General features: G+C 54.5%; 13 protein-coding genes. 9 read left to right on the top strand and 4 right to left on the bottom strand.

Going from position 1 to position 14575, the window contains the following annotated elements; genetic code table 11:
• The first annotated feature begins 11 nt into the window (after positions 1 to 11).
• The 8 genes from DFR30_RS08915 (at position 12) to DFR30_RS08880 (ending at position 10363) form a co-directional block, all read left to right on the top strand.
• The gene (locus DFR30_RS08915) at positions 12 to 3377 is read left to right on the top strand and encodes an efflux RND transporter permease subunit (protein WP_132972431.1); all 3366 of its coding nucleotides are present in this window, start codon (positions 12 to 14) and stop codon (positions 3375 to 3377) included.
• Positions 3378 to 3493: 116 nt separating this feature from the next.
• Entirely contained in the window at positions 3494 to 4375 is an 882-nt protein-coding gene (locus DFR30_RS08910) for a hypothetical protein (RefSeq protein ID WP_132972428.1), read from the top strand.
• An 820-nt stretch (positions 4376 to 5195) separates the two neighbouring features.
• Positions 5196 to 5687: a hypothetical protein gene (locus DFR30_RS08905; protein ID WP_207891857.1), complete on the top strand. Its 492-nt coding sequence runs from the start codon at positions 5196 to 5198 to the stop codon at positions 5685 to 5687.
• Between the two features lie 79 nt (positions 5688 to 5766).
• On the top strand, positions 5767 to 6549 hold the full coding sequence (locus DFR30_RS08900; RefSeq protein ID WP_132972426.1) for a hypothetical protein: 783 nt from the start codon (positions 5767 to 5769) through the stop codon (positions 6547 to 6549).
• Between the two features lie 3 nt (positions 6550 to 6552).
• Positions 6553 to 7650 carry a tetratricopeptide repeat protein gene (locus DFR30_RS08895; RefSeq protein ID WP_132972424.1) on the top strand — a complete coding sequence of 366 codons (1098 nt, stop codon included), beginning with the start codon at positions 6553 to 6555 and terminating at the stop codon, positions 7648 to 7650.
• On the top strand, positions 7651 to 8220 hold the full coding sequence (locus DFR30_RS08890) for a hypothetical protein (RefSeq protein WP_132972422.1): 570 nt from the start codon (positions 7651 to 7653) through the stop codon (positions 8218 to 8220).
• Between the two features lie 22 nt (positions 8221 to 8242).
• On the top strand, positions 8243 to 9748 hold the full coding sequence (locus DFR30_RS08885) for a dynamin family protein (protein ID WP_132972420.1): 1506 nt from the start codon (positions 8243 to 8245) through the stop codon (positions 9746 to 9748).
• Between the two features lie 12 nt (positions 9749 to 9760).
• Entirely contained in the window at positions 9761 to 10363 is a 603-nt protein-coding gene (locus DFR30_RS08880) for an ABC transporter substrate-binding protein (protein ID WP_132972418.1), read from the top strand.
• 8 nt (positions 10364 to 10371) lie between these two features.
• On the opposite strand, the gene DFR30_RS08875 is transcribed toward DFR30_RS08880, so the two are convergent.
• Positions 10372 to 11301, bottom strand: coding sequence for an HDOD domain-containing protein (locus DFR30_RS08875; RefSeq protein WP_165869151.1), 930 nt, complete (start codon positions 11299 to 11301; stop codon positions 10372 to 10374).
• A gap of 134 nt (positions 11302 to 11435) precedes the next feature.
• Here DFR30_RS08875 and DFR30_RS08870 point away from each other — a divergent pair, with 134 nt between their 5' ends.
• Positions 11436 to 11753 carry a S24 family peptidase gene (locus tag DFR30_RS08870; RefSeq protein WP_243640712.1) on the top strand — a complete coding sequence of 106 codons (318 nt, stop codon included), beginning with the start codon at positions 11436 to 11438 and terminating at the stop codon, positions 11751 to 11753.
• Between the two features lie 5 nt (positions 11754 to 11758).
• On the opposite strand, the gene DFR30_RS08865 is transcribed toward DFR30_RS08870, so the two are convergent.
• From DFR30_RS08865 to DFR30_RS08855, 3 genes are read right to left on the bottom strand one after another with little or no spacing between them, the layout of a single operon-like run.
• Positions 11759 to 12220 carry a rhodanese-like domain-containing protein gene (locus DFR30_RS08865; RefSeq protein ID WP_132972414.1) on the bottom strand — a complete coding sequence of 154 codons (462 nt, stop codon included), beginning with the start codon at positions 12218 to 12220 and terminating at the stop codon, positions 11759 to 11761.
• Between the two features lie 18 nt (positions 12221 to 12238).
• The gene (locus DFR30_RS08860) at positions 12239 to 12901 is read right to left on the bottom strand and encodes a response regulator (RefSeq protein ID WP_132972412.1); all 663 of its coding nucleotides are present in this window, start codon (positions 12899 to 12901) and stop codon (positions 12239 to 12241) included.
• Positions 12898 to 14565, bottom strand: coding sequence for an ATP-binding protein (locus DFR30_RS08855; RefSeq protein ID WP_132972410.1), 1668 nt, complete (start codon positions 14563 to 14565; stop codon positions 12898 to 12900). The genes DFR30_RS08860 and DFR30_RS08855 overlap by 4 nt, the downstream gene beginning before the upstream one ends.
• Positions 14566 to 14575 lie beyond the last annotated feature (10 nt).

The following is a 14575-nucleotide window of genomic DNA, read 5'->3' as shown; positions in this document are numbered from 1 at the left end:
TGGCGTGTGTTATGACAGATAACAAAGACAACCCGGAAAACAGCAATTCCTCATCCGAAACGGACCTGGAATTGCTTGAGATCCGTGACCGGGAAGAGGTCGAGAACAAGCATCTCGGTATGGCCGGGCGCATCGCCTGTACCTTTATCGATTCGCCGATCACACCGTTGATGATGGTGGCGGCGCTGTTCATCGGGTTACTGGGGCTGATGTTTACTCCGCGCCAGGAAGACCCGGAGATCTCGGTGCCTATGGTCGACCTGTACGTGCAGTATCCCGGCGCTTCGGCCGAGCAGGTCACCAGCCTGGTGACTGAGCCGCTGGAACGTATCATGAGCCAGATTCCGGGCGTGCGTCATGTTTACTCTGCCACTCAGCGTGGCCAGGCGATAGTGACGGTGCGGTTTCTTGTCGGTGAGCCACTGGGACCCTCCATCGTCAAGGTCCATGACAAGATTCAGTCAAACCTGGACAAGATACCGCCAGGCGTGGCCATGCCACTGGTGAAGCCGAAAGGTATCAACGATGTCCCCGTGGTGACGATCACCCTGTCTTCGGATTCAGTTGACGATGCTGCGTTGCGCACGCTTGGGGTGGATGTTCTGCAACGCTTGCGCGAGGTGCCTGATTCCGGTCAAGGGTTCGTGGTCGGTGGTCGTGCTGAGCAGGTGCAGATCGAGGTCAACCCGGAACGACTGGCCGGGTTTAACCTGACGCTGGACCAGTTGGCGCAGACCATACGCGCGGCCAACCAGCAGATGAAAGCCGGTTCGCTGGAAGCCAGTGACAATGCATACACTGTTTATACCGGCGCGTTTCTTCATAGCGCCGATGAAATCGGCAGCCTTGTGGTGGCAACCCGCGGTGGTGCCCCGATCTATATTCGCGATGTAGCAAAGGTTGTACACAGCCCGGAAGAACCACACCAGATAGTGGCTTACTCGACCGGTCAGGCGGGTGTAGACCATGAGGAAATGGCGAACAGTGAACCGGCTGTAACCATTGCTCTGGCCAAGAAGGAAGGGACAAATGGCGTCACAGTGGCAAATGATGTCATCGCCAAACTGGAACTTCTGCAAGGCCACCTGATCCCTGACAATGTACGTGTCACGATTACCCGTGACTATGGCAAGACCGCGAATGACAAGGTCAATGAACTGTTGCTGGCCTTGTTCGAAGCTGCCGTTGCCGTGGCAATTCTCTGCCTGATTGGCCTGGGTACTCGCGCAGCCTTTGTGGTCATTACCGTTATCCCGATTGTTATTCTCATTACGGTCTGGGCCGCCTGGGTGCTCGACTACAGCATCAACCGTGTCAGCCTGTTCGCCCTGATATTTTCCATCGGTATTCTGGTCGATGATGCAACGGTTGTGGTGGAGAATATATTCCGCCGCTGGATGGAAGCTGGGCGTACCACGGTGGGTATTGCCATCGATGCCGTTCGAGAGGTCGGTAACCCGACCATTCTGGCGACCATGACGATCATCTCGGCGTTGTTGCCGATGGGTTGGGTAAGTGGTTTGATGGGGCCCTACATGAGACCGATTCCGGTACTGGGTTCTGCCGCCATGTTCTTTTCACTGTTGGCGGCCTTTATATTCACGCCATGGTTCGCGGTTCGTGTCCGTCCGTCGAGTGTCAAGGCCTTCCGGAAAGCCGAAGCACGTGAAAAGCGTACCCATGAAATTATCGGCAAGATATACGAGCCACTTATCCGGCCATTGATCAACAATCGCAAACTGGGAATTACTTTTCTTGTTAGTGTCATTGTCATGACTGCCGGTGTGTGCAGCCTGTTTTATTTCCAGGTTGTCGCTGTAAAGATGTTGCCGTTCGACAACAAGCCGGAATTCAATGTGGTTGTCAACATGCCGGAAGGGACTGCGTTGCCGGTTACCGCCAATGTCATACATCAACTGTCCGAGCGTATGCGTGCTGAAATACCGGAAGTCATAGCGATCCAGACTTATGTCGGTACAGCATCACCTTTCAATTTTAACGGACTGGTGCGCCACTATTACCTGCGCCAGAAACCCTGGATGGGCGATATCCAGGTCATGCTGCTGGACAAGCATGATCGTGAAAGAACCAGTCACGAGTTGTCGGTGGTGGCACGCGAGTTGCTGGATCCTGTTGCTGAAAAAATGGGTGCGCGTATCCAGGTAGTCGAAATGCCGCCGGGCCCGCCGGTTTTGCAAACTGTTGTTGCCGAAGTGCATGGCCCTGACCCGATAACGCGTCGCCAGGTCGCCCGCGACCTGGAAACCATGTTCCAGCAGGCTGAAGGCCTGGTAGATGTCGATACTTATATGGCAGATCCCTATACCTACTGGAAGTTTGAAGTCGACCGTGAAAAGGCAACCCGGGTTGGCGTTACGGTAGAAGCGGTCAATCGCAACCTGGCTATGGCTATGGGTGGTTACAAACTGGGCGATGTGAAACGCGGTGCACCACTTGAACCTACCTATATCGTGATACAGGCGCCCCTGTCGGTACGTGCACGAATCTCGCAACTGGCCAATCTTCCTATTCCCGCTACAGATGGAACGAATATTCCGCTGGGAGAGCTCGGGACGTTCGTCAAGCACCTTGAGGATCCCTATATCTACCACAAGGATCTCCGTGGTGTGGAATATGTCACCGGTGAAATGACCGGTCGTCTCGGTGCCCCGATTTACGGCATGTTCAATGTTGAGGATCTGATCAGTGAATACACCACACCGGACGGGGTAGTGATGGGTGGTATGCCGATGAACCTGCTTGGGCCACCCGACAACGATCTTCACTCGGGTATTGAGTGGACGGGCGAGTGGACGGTCACCTATGAAACATTCCGTGATATGGGGCTGGCGTTTATGGCGGCAATGCTGCTGATCTATGGACTCATCGTTGTTGAGTTCCGTGACTACGCACTGGCCGGATTAATTATGGCACCAATACCACTAACCTTGATCGGGATCATACCAGGGCACTGGATTATGGGTGCAGAATTCACTGCAACATCGATGATCGGAATGATTGCTTTGGGTGGAATTATCGTGCGTATTTCAATTTTGCTTGTTGAGTTCGTCAAGATCGAAGTAGAAAACGGAAAGGATATTCGCGAAGCCGCAGTTGATGCTGCAAAAACACGTCTTCGTCCTATCCTGATTACTTCACTGACAATGATGGCCGGTGCAGCTGCCATATTGACCGACCCGATATTCAACGGCATGGCGGTGTCTCTTATGTTCGGCGGTGGTGTGGCAACACTGTTCACCCTGATCGTGATTCCGATGGGATGTATCAGTGCCGAAAAACGTTTCCGCAGACATGGTTGTGATGTTCTGGAGCACCGCATTGCGGAAGAAGACGCACATAAGCAGGCAGAAACATAGTGGCTGTGACAGGCAGAAATACTGGAAACTTTGTTCAGTAATGAAATGGAAAAGGCGCTTGGCGCGGAGGGCATGACGTGATCACAAAACTTAAATTGAATCAGGCAGGCCGGCACATGCGGATGTTGCTGGCGGTATCAATCTCGGGTCTGCTGCTGACACCGGTTGTAATGGCAGATCAAAATGCAACGGCTGCAGCAGCGCCTTCTGCCCAGGGGGCATGGAATCCCTATGCCGCTCCCGGTGCAGTTCCACCACCACCAGGACCTTACGGCCCCCCGCCTGGAGCAAGTGCTCCAAACTTCCGGCCGGATCCCGCCCTGGAGGGTGCACGGCAAGCTATGCCACCTGGAATGCCGGCAGATTTCTCCGGGAGTAACGGGCAGGGTTCACTAACGCGTCAGCAATTTAATGAAAGACAGGACGCGCATCGTAAACAGATGGACCAGTATTATCAGCAACGTGAAGCCGAGATGAAAAAGCGCGTTGAGGAAATGCAAAAGCGTATGGATGCCATGGAGGCGCAAAGTGAAGCGGAATTCAACCGGCAACGCCAGGCCATGTCTCCACCTGAGCGAAAACAAATGCAGGTTCCTGATGATGTACAGAAACGCTGGGAGCAGCAGAAGGCGGAGCAGGAGAAACGTTGGGAGCAACAAAAAGCCGAGCAGGAAAAGCGCATGCAACAGCTGAAAGCCGAGCATGAGAAGCGCTTTGAACAGATGAAGGCCCGACAGGAACAACATATGCAGGCTCGGGAGCAATATCGTCCACAAACTGAAGTACCTGCGCAGCCTGCCACGACACAGCCTGCACCGCAAGCGGCTGCACCGGCGCCACAACAACAACCAGCACCAGCACCGGCCTACGGCTATCCACCTCGCGGTTACGGCTATGGCTACGGCTACCCGCCACCGCAGTACGGAAACCGGGGACCAGGCTGGGGTTACCCACAGTATCCGGCACCGGCGGCAGGTGGTCAGCCACCGGCACGCTAAAGTGTGAGCAAAGAGGCGCGTATGAGCACCGACTCTCAACAGGTAGGCGGATTTGCACTACCTGAAGGGGCACGGAAAAACCGCCATACGTTGAAGTGTGTCATTACGACACTGGTTATCCTGGCAATGAGTGCATGCAGTAATGATGAACCGCGACAAAAGGTTGAGCAAAGACCGGAAAAGCCGCCGCAGGCAATCGTCGTACAGATTCCAGCTGCACAGTTGCCTTTGCCGGTGGTGCAGCCTCAGTACATCACACCACCGCAGCCCCGGCCTCAGCCTGTTGAAACAGACAGCAGTAACCCATGGGCTGTCAAAACTCAGCCGGAACGTTACGGGCAGTACCGTACGCAACAGTGGGGGCAGCCAGAGCCACCGAGACCTCAATATACACAACCGGCGACCGGTTCCCGTTATCGACCACTGGATCCGGTGCCTGCTGCCCAGCCCAGGGCACCCGTTGCTCAACAGGCTGTTCCGCTTTACCGGCCCGTGGCGCCATACGATCGCTTGTCAGGCAGCAGTTTTGGTACACCTGCCTATCCGCCTTATGGTGGCAGAGGATACCCGGGGTACTACCCTGCTGCCCCGGGAGGTGCATACGCTCCAGCCTGGCCTGGTATGGGATGGCCGGGTTACTGGTAATGGTTTATGAAAACAGATTAGGAAAATAGCAGTATCCAAATCCTGGAGATCTGGATCGGCTAACGAAGAACGTTTGTTCCCCTCGTTTTTCGTAGCGTTAACCCAACAAGGGGAGCAACTGGCAGTACGGATGGTCCGTGCTTCTATTTTTAACGTTCAGATCGGAGGTACCGAAATGATCAACTTGAAAAAAACTGTAATTGCAGCAATGTTGGCCGGTGTTACAGCACTACCTATGACGTCTGCCAATGCATGGTGGGGCCCCTGGAACAACAACGGATGGGGCAACAATGGCTGGGGTAACAATAGCGGCTGGGGTAACAATAACAACGGCTATGGAGACGGCAGCGGCGACATGTTCGGTGATGGCGACTTCAGTATGGGCTTCAGCGGACGTGGTTCCGGCCGTGGTTCCGGTCGCGGTTATGGTCGTGGATACAACGACTACTATGGTCGTGGCTACGGTAATAACTATGGTGGCTATGGCGGTCCTGGCTATGGTTATGGACCGGGCTATGGTGGGCCAGGCTATGGTGGACCGGGCTATGGTGGACCGGGACCTTATGGCGCACCCTACGGTCGCCCGGGTGGCCCGGGTGGCCCCTACGGTGGCCCCTATGGTCCTCCCCAGGCACCATCTGCTCCTCCTGCTCCGGCCAACAAGTAAAGGCCTGATGGGTACGGGTCTGCACAGGGGTGCAGACCCGTAAGTCCGGCCGGCTGATGATCAGGAGGGGTTCTTACTTGTGAAATGGGTTGCAGGGATCATCCTGGTTTTTGGGCTGTGGACAGTCGGTTATGGAAACGGTAATGCGGCATCTGGCATCCAGTTTTCAGGGCGGACCTTACAGTCAGCACCCGATGGCCGGCTACGACAGGCAAAAGTGTTTGTTGGAGATAATCGTGTACGGATGGAGTACCGCAAGAAAGAGCTGGATATTGTAGAGATATATGATCTGGAAAACGGCCGGATCCTGTTACTTGTTCCACAGCAGAAACTCTACATGCAGCGTGCTCTTCCAGCGGGCAAGATGATTAATCCACTCCTTCCGCCCGGAGACAGTAACCCCTGTTCGGTGCTTGCAGAAGGGCAGTGTAGAAAGCTTGGTAACGAGGAGGTCTATGGAAGACCGGTATCGCGCTGGGAAGTGACAGTCGAGCGCAAGGGAGAACGACTACGAAGTTTGCACTGGATTGATGATGAACGATTGATGTCACTACGTGATGTATGGCCGGATGGGTCGGTGTCCGAACTGATGTTGATCGATATCGAGCAGTTGAATGGACGAATGGCAGAGCACTGGCAACGTACCACAGCGCCATCCGAGGGTGAGCACTATGTGACTAACCTGTGGTACGACCCCGAGCTGGGAATGATTGTTCGCGAAGAGCGTCCCGGCGGCTACATTCGGGAAATAAAGGATATACAGATTGGAAAACAGCCGGCAGAACTGTTCCATGTGCCGGAAGACTACCGCCTCATTGAAGATGACGCGGGTAAACAGGAATTACAGACTGGCAGGCATTAGGCGATGAAACTGGTACAAAAAATACTGAGTCACGGCTTACTGATTGCATTTGTTTTGGCAGCCATCTTTGTCTACACAAAACGGGTCGAGATATTTCCGCAGTGGTTCGGGAAGCGTGCAGCTACTGAGCAACACGCCGGTACGGTTGCCCAGGACAAGAAGGGTATACCACAACAACAGGCTTCGCCGGAAACACCTGGTAGCGGGTTCACAGGCAACAGCATGTCCGGCTCGATGGCCCCTGACACAGGGCGAACCGGGAGGGTCGAGGCCGCACCTGTGCCCGAAGATGTACAGGAACCGGCAGTGATGCCGGTAGCGCCACCAGAAGCCGCAGTAGCACCGGAGGTTCCGGAGCAAGTGCCCACGGCGATACCTGAGATGGCAGCCAGGGCACCGGAAACAGTAGCGACAGTACCGGATGCCACAGTAACGTCACCAGAAACGGCTGCTGTAGCAGGGGGGCCAGAAATAGCTGAAGAGGTGGTGGTGCAAGTCCCGGCTCAGGTTCAGTCCAGGGCACCGGGGCAGGATATGCCTCAGGATCAGGTCATATACCGCGATCAGGCTGAACTCCAGGATCAGGCAACGGATCAGGCAACGGATCAGGCAACGGATCAGGCAACGGATCAGGCAACGGATCAGGCAACGGATCAGGCAACGGATCAGGCAACGGATCAGGCGTTCAGGCCGTCACAGTCTGAATCTGGTGTAGCCGAAAAATCCGGGCCGGCACCATCACCGGTGGTGGAAGAGCCAGCCGTAGTGGTTGAAACCACAGTGGATGTGGCGCTTCAGGATCAGTTGGTCAAGGCTCGCCAGTATTTTTGGCAGCGCAATCTGCCTGCTGCCGAGAAAACGTATCAGTCACTTGCTGAACGTTACCCGGATAATCCGGATGTCTGGGGTGAAATCGGAAACTTCTACTTTGCAACGCACCAGCGGGGACCTGTGATAGAAGCCTATTCCCGGTCAGTGCAATTACTCATCGCTAATGGCGAATCTGCACGCGCACGCCAGCTTGTAAAGGTTTTATACCGGCTGGGTGCGCCGCAGGCACGTAAGTTGGATATGCAGATAACGCAGCAAGCGGGTGGCTGAATGACCGAAGAAAAGTCAACCCAATCTGACCCGGAGGATATTGACAGCAGTCAGGTTGTCGAGGAAGCGGCGCTGGAAGCTGAGCATCGGGTCGCGAATGACATGGCCCAGTATATGAGCCAGTTCGCCCGCAGCTTCGAGGCCAGTGCAAGACGCTGGGAACTGGTTGTCTACCCGAGCATGCTGGCATTTATTATTCTGGCAGGCTACGGGTTCTTCCTGATCTACCAGTTAACCAGCGACATCAACAAGATTACTTACCAGATGGCGGATATCCAGACCAGTATGGTTAATATCAACCAGAACTTTTCATCGACGACAAACAACATGAATACCGTGGCGAAAAACATGGTGAAGATCACTGACTATATGCAACAGATGAGTCATGACATCAAGGAGCAAAATGCAGCCATGGGGGCCATTGTGGTAACCATGCGCGATATGACGCAATCAATCGATTCCATGTCAAATACGATGTATTACATGCGTTACGATACGCAGTTGATGGGAAGAAATATCGAAAATGTATCGGGGCCGATGCGCTTCATGAATAATTTCATGCCCTGGTGATTGCGCTGCTGAGGGGACTAATATGCGACCAGATAAAAGTATCCGAAAGCGGCTGAAGAGCCTGGAGCTTCACCTTAAAGAGGAAAATCCGATACTGGTGTCCGCAGTGGATGGTTTTCGGCAGCTGTCACGTGTCGGTTATGCCATGGGGCTGCTGGACAGAAGTGAGTCTTATGCCACGCGGATTTCCTGGTGGCCACTGATATCGGTGCTGGGTACATTCTCATCGGGTAAATCAACTTTCATAAATCAGTACCTGTCTTACCCGCTTCAGGATACGGGAAACCAGGCCGTCGACGACAAGTTCACCGTAATTTGCTATGGCGGTGACAATGATGCGCGTACTCTGCCGGGCCTGGCGCTTGATGCCGACCCCCGCTTCCCGTTCTACCAGACCAGTGAGGAACTGGAGAAGGTCGAGAATGGACAGGGTCGCCGCATCGATGCCTACCTTCAGTTAAAGACTTGTAACAGTGAAAAGCTCAAGGGGCGGATCCTGATAGACTCCCCCGGCTTTGATGCTGATGAACAGCGTTCGGCGACCCTGCGTCTGACAAACCATATTATTGACCTGTCAGACCTGGTGCTGGTGTTTTTTGATGCGCGTCATCCCGAGCCTGGCGCCATGAGCGATACGCTTGCACACCTGGTTGGCGCTACCAAAGACCGGGCGGACAGCAGCAAGTTTTTGTATATCCTCAACCAGATCGATACAACCGCACGGGAAGATAACCCGGAAGAGGTGATCGGCGCCTGGCAGCGGGCATTGGCCAGGGAAGGGTTAACAGCTGGACGCTTTTATACCATCTATGATCAGGAAGCTTCAGTCCCGATCGAAAATGAATCACTGCGTCGTCGTTTCGAGTGGAAGCGTGACCAGGACCTGAGCGAAATTCTCAACCGGGTAGAGCAAGTCAGCGTGGAACGGGCCTATCGAATTGTTGGCGCGCTGGAAAAACGTGTGCGAGAAATTGAAGATTACTATGTTCCGCACATACGTAAACTGATTGTGCGCTGGCGGCGCCAGGTACTGATACGTGATGCGGGCTGGTTATTGCTGGTCGGGCTTGCCGTTGTGGGAAGCCGCTTCCTGCCGCAGGATATGAAATCGATGCTCGACAACAGTGTGCAGCAGGTGATGACAGAGCCGACCATGATGCTGGGAGCTGGTACCTTACTGGTTATTATAGCGCTTTTCCTGCATTTTCGCGCCCGCCGATCGGCTGCCGCCAGTGTTATAGACAGTATTCAACGGCGTTATGTCGGTGAGGAGTGTGAGTGCCTGAAGCGTGCTTTCAAACGAAATACCGGAGTACTGCACAGTATTTTTTCACCGGATCCTGTCGGATGGTCGCGGCGTAACCGTCGTACGCTGAAGTCCCTTGTCAGCAGTGCCAATCGACTGGTGCAAACGCTGAATGACCGGTTTACGGATCCTTCCGGAAAGCGGCCCGGCAGCCCAAAAGTGGAGGAGGTGCAGGCCGAGGCAGTGGCTGGTGAAGTGCTTCCGAAAGAGGAAACAGCCTGACGGTGGCTGCAAATGCTGAGGCGGGCTCATAAGTTACTTTTAGCAGTCAGCTTTTCCCTGCTGTTCGCGAGTCCGCATGTTGCGTCCGCCTACTCCCTGCATGGTCCTGATTATGTGCCGATACGGCGCTCATTGCCCAATGGCATCGATATGATGGAGTATGGTCTTTACTGGCTGCAGGACATGACGTCCGCCTACGAGCCGCGTGATCCGTCATCCGTTGTTCGCCTGATGGAAGAGCAGGCTGCACGATACTTCGACTTTGCCTATATGGCATACCTGATCGGTGGCCCTGAGTACGTCAAACTGGACATCCTGAAACGCAGCCATTTTCAGAATCGCGTGCGTGATCGTTTGTTCGAGCTGCTGGCGAAAGAGACGGGTATGTATGATGTACGGATGCCGCGCTTTCGCCCACTGTTCCCGATAGTAACAAGTCGCTACAGCTGGGTTGCCGGCGGTGATTTCTATCATCGGGGCGGACCGGTGACGCGCCTGTATTTTCATTTCTATCTGACGCCACGCGGCTGGCGAATTTATGATGTCACCAGTAACGGGGTGAGTGTGGTGGATGTATTACGGAAGCAGCTGGTTATTACCCGCAGCAGGGATTAATGGAAGCGCTAGCGCGGTGTCTCCCATGCCATCGGGTACAGCAGGTCCAGTACCTGGTTGAACGCAGCGGAACTCTTGCCGATGCAGTCGATGATCTGCTGCTCTTTGATGTGCGTAAGTTGCAATGCCCCGGGCTGTACGTGCTGCACGGCCTGCTCGGCAATCGACTCCGAATTGAGGTCTGAATCAAGCAGGGCGCCGTAAGGATCATAGAAAGGTGAACCCAGTGGATCCTTGCTCTCCTGCGCGCAGTGAGTGACCTGGTCGGCGATATGCACTATGGCTGCTTCGAGGTGTGCATTTTCCGCTGCATCCGGATTGTGGTGATAACGTATCGATGCGCACAGGTTTTCGGGCATGTTCCAGTGCAGCAGCAGAGCCTCCCCGACTTCTGCGTGACTGAAGCCAATCAGGTCTTCCTCGATTTCGCAAATATCACGCTTTGATTGCAGTCGAAGGGCCTGTGCATTGGCTGTTTCTTCAGGGACTTTCATTAACATCAGCAGGCGGCCAACATCGTGTAGCAGTCCTGCGGTGAACAGACGTTCGCTGTGCAGGACATTGCAACACTGTGCCAGATTGCGCGCCAGCAGGCCTGTGTACACGCTGTGTTGCCAGAAGCCTGCCATGTCGATCAGGTCCGGCGGGATATTCGAGAACACCTCTGCGGCGGATGCGGCCAGTGTGAGGTTACGTAGCTCACGCATCCCGATCATGTTGACGGCACGCGAAACGGTGTCGATTTTACGCGGCAGGCTGAAATAGGCGCTGTTGACCAGTTTCAGCAAACGGGTGGTCAGTGCGGTATCCTTGCTGACCACGTCGGCGATGTCATCGGCGGTCGTATGGGACGAGTCGGCCAGCGCCTGTACCTGGATACAGACTTCAGGCAGTGAAACCAGACGTACATTGCGGGTTACCAGATCCTGCGGTGTCACGGAATTCCCTCTAAAATCAAACCAATGCTGCTGTATTTTGCGGCTTGTAGCGGCCTTACTTTAACGCTGATGAAAGGCGTGGTTCATGCTAAAATCCGTTCCGGATGAATTGATAGAAATATGAGGTAGTTACCTTGGAAGCGACAGGTTGTTCCGCGAGCGAGCCGTTTGCACTGCGGGTGCTGGGAGACATGATGGAACCGGAATTCAGGGACGGTTGCGTCATCATTGTCGACCCGGAGGGTCTGGTCAAGGACGGCTGCTACGTGGTGGCTCAACACGATGAGGAGTTCTATTTCCGGCAGTTGCACATTGATGGCGACCGCTATTTCCTCAAGTGTGTAAACGAGGGCTATGACGAGTTACTGGAAATTCCCGGTATCGAGGCTATTCACGGTGTAGTTTCCCAACAGGCCGGTACGCGCCGCAAGCAGCACAAGCACTATCTTTAACCTTGTTACTGGCCCATCTGTTCGGGACGCAGTCTTGGCGTGAAGTATTCGATGGCGCTGTCTTCATCGACCGGCTTGCCGTCGCTATCTACCATTTCCTGGTCATCATCACTCCAGCCGCGCATTCCGGTTTTCAATGATTTGACGTTCCGGTACCCGAGTTGTTGCATGACATCGGCGACCAGCACACTGCGTTTACCCGACCGGCAGATTACAATAATTTCACGTTCACGAGCAGTGACCAGTTCCGGCACCGTTTCTTCATAGTTATATTCACAGGCCGTCTCCAGAATGCCGCGTGGCACGTTCAGTGCGCCCTGGATATGCATGGCATCGAATTCGTAGGGTTCGCGGACATCCAGGAGCATCAATCCCTGGTCCTGTTCCAGAATTTCGGCCAGATCCCAGGGGAAAATTTCTTCGACATGTTCCAGGGCTTCATTTACGAGTTGTTCATAGGTTTTCATTGTTTTGTGATCAGTTGGTTATTGGTTATTTTCCCGATTGCTACGCAGCCCCTGTTCGACTGCAATGACAGCAGCTTCAACGCGCGAATGTACACCGAGCTTTCTCAGAATGGCTTTGACATGCAGTTTTACGGTGCCATCCGATATACCCAGGTTGCGGGCAATGACCTTGTTGCTCTGGCCTTCGGCCAGCAGGCTGAGTATCTCGCTTTCGCGTGGGGTCAGTTCGTCGAAGGGTGATGTCTTGTTGGCAAGGCTGCCGTCGCCCTGTACGACTTTTGCGAGTACCGGCGCCAGGTCGGGGGCAACCACGGTCTTTCCGCTGACGATATCCCGTAGCGCCATGACCAGCTGGTCAGGTTCCATATCTTTCAGCAGGTAACCCTGTGCGCCGTTGCGTAGTGATTCCACCAGGTCACGTTCGTCGGTACTGGTGGTGAGCATGACAACAGGATTTTCAAAGCCGGATTCGCGCAGTTTTCGCAGTACGCCAATCCCGTTGATATCCGGCATGCGCATGTCCAGCAGTACGACGTCCGGTTTCAGCTCCTCGGCACGCTGTAGCCCTACACGCCCGTCGCCAATGGATGCAATAACTTCAATGCTTCTGTGTGCCAGAAGTCCTTCCAGGCCAACACGGAACAGGGTGTGATCATCGATCAGGAGGACACGTAAGCTCATTTATTACTCACAAGGTTCGAAGGTAAATCGACGGTAACATTGCTATCAGCATCGTTGTCATCACGGGGGAGGGGGAAAGTCAGGGTAACACGTGTTCCTTCACCGCTTTCACTCTCGATTTTGATTTTACCGTGGATACGGGCGGCTCTTTCTTCAAGAATCTTCAGGCCGAGGTGTTCACCGGGGCCTCCTTCGATCACCTTGTCCGGCATTCCGACGCCGTCATCCTCGATCATTACCATGTAGTCATGGCCCGGGGTCGCGCGCATGAGTACGCGCACAGCGTTAGCCTTGCTGTGTTTGCGGATATTGGCGAGTGCTTCCTGGATAATGCGCAGAACCTGTATCTCTACTTCTGCCGGCAGTTTTGTCCCGTCCCATTCCAGTTGTAAAAAAGCACTGATTTGCGAGTTGCGGCGGAACCTTTCCACGGCCTGCTCGACTGCCGGTACAAGGCCACGTTTGTCGATGGGGGCGCGGAAATGGGCGATCAGTTCACGTAACTCGGTATAGGCTTCGTCGAGGCTGTTTTCGATGCGTTCCAGTTCCTGCCACAGTGCGGATTCCTCGCCGCTGTGCAGGGTTTCATCAAGAACACGCACCTGAAATTTCAGACTGGCCAGACTTTGTGCCAGAGAGTCATGCAGCTCATTGGCCAGCCGGGTGCGCTCTTCCATAATGGACAGCAGGTTGGCTTCTTCGTCGAGTCGCGACTTCTCGATAGCCATGCCGAGGTGGTGCCCGATACTGGTGAGCAGGTCTTTCATGTCCTCTCGCTCGACCAGGCCGTGTTGTTTGGTGAACAGGTTGTATACGCCCAGTACCTTGCCGCGGTAGCGGAGTGGTACGGCGATCATTTCCACCTTTTCGGTATCGAAGAACGGGCGCCCGGCAAACTGTCCGCAACCCTTGAGATCATCCAGTGCGTAGACTTCCCCGTTCTGTGCAGCCTGGCCACACAGGCAGCGATCGATGCTGACCAGTTGCTCCTTTTTGACAACTTCCGGGGACAGCCCGCTACTGGCAATCAATTGCATATTGCCATCGTTTGTCAGCATGCGCACTGTACCGGCGCGAGCATTAACGACGTCCTTGAGCGTGTGAAGGAAGCGTGTCAGCAGGTCTTCGAGGTCATTGGCAGCGTTGATGTTGGCTGCAATATCATAGAGAATTTCAAGTGAATGGGTCTTCTGCTGGATGCGGTTTGTTTGTTGTTCGACTTCTGACTGCATGTCCAGCGACAGGGATTCGAGCCGCTCGGCGAGTGCGTTGATGTCACGATAGAGTTTACTGAAATCCGGCTGGTCGGATTTTGGCAGGCGCGCGCTCAGCTTGCCATTGTGCATCTCGTTGACCCAGTGGCGCAGCTCTGTCAGTGGTGCCACCAGGTCGCGACGTGCGACATGGAAGGTAAAGGCGAGCAAGGCAATACCGCTGACCAGTAATACGCTGTTGGCCAGGTGCAGCCAGTTGGACTGTTCTGCATGCAGGAAATCCCAGATATTCATCAGACCCAGTATCAACAAGGTGACACCCAGTGCGGAAAGTGCTGCGAGGAACTGCCGGGTCGTCGGCCAGTCGGGCAGGGGCAGGCGTCTGCGCGACGAGCGCTCTGAGGCATCCGCAAGATTGTGCTGAGCTGCCTTTTTTTCCGACTCGGTCATGTTTAATCAA

The organism is Thiogranum longum (genome assembly GCF_004339085.1).
Taxonomy (GTDB): domain Bacteria; phylum Pseudomonadota; class Gammaproteobacteria; order DSM-19610; family DSM-19610; genus Thiogranum; species Thiogranum longum.
This window is presented reverse-complemented; position numbering and strand designations above follow the sequence as displayed.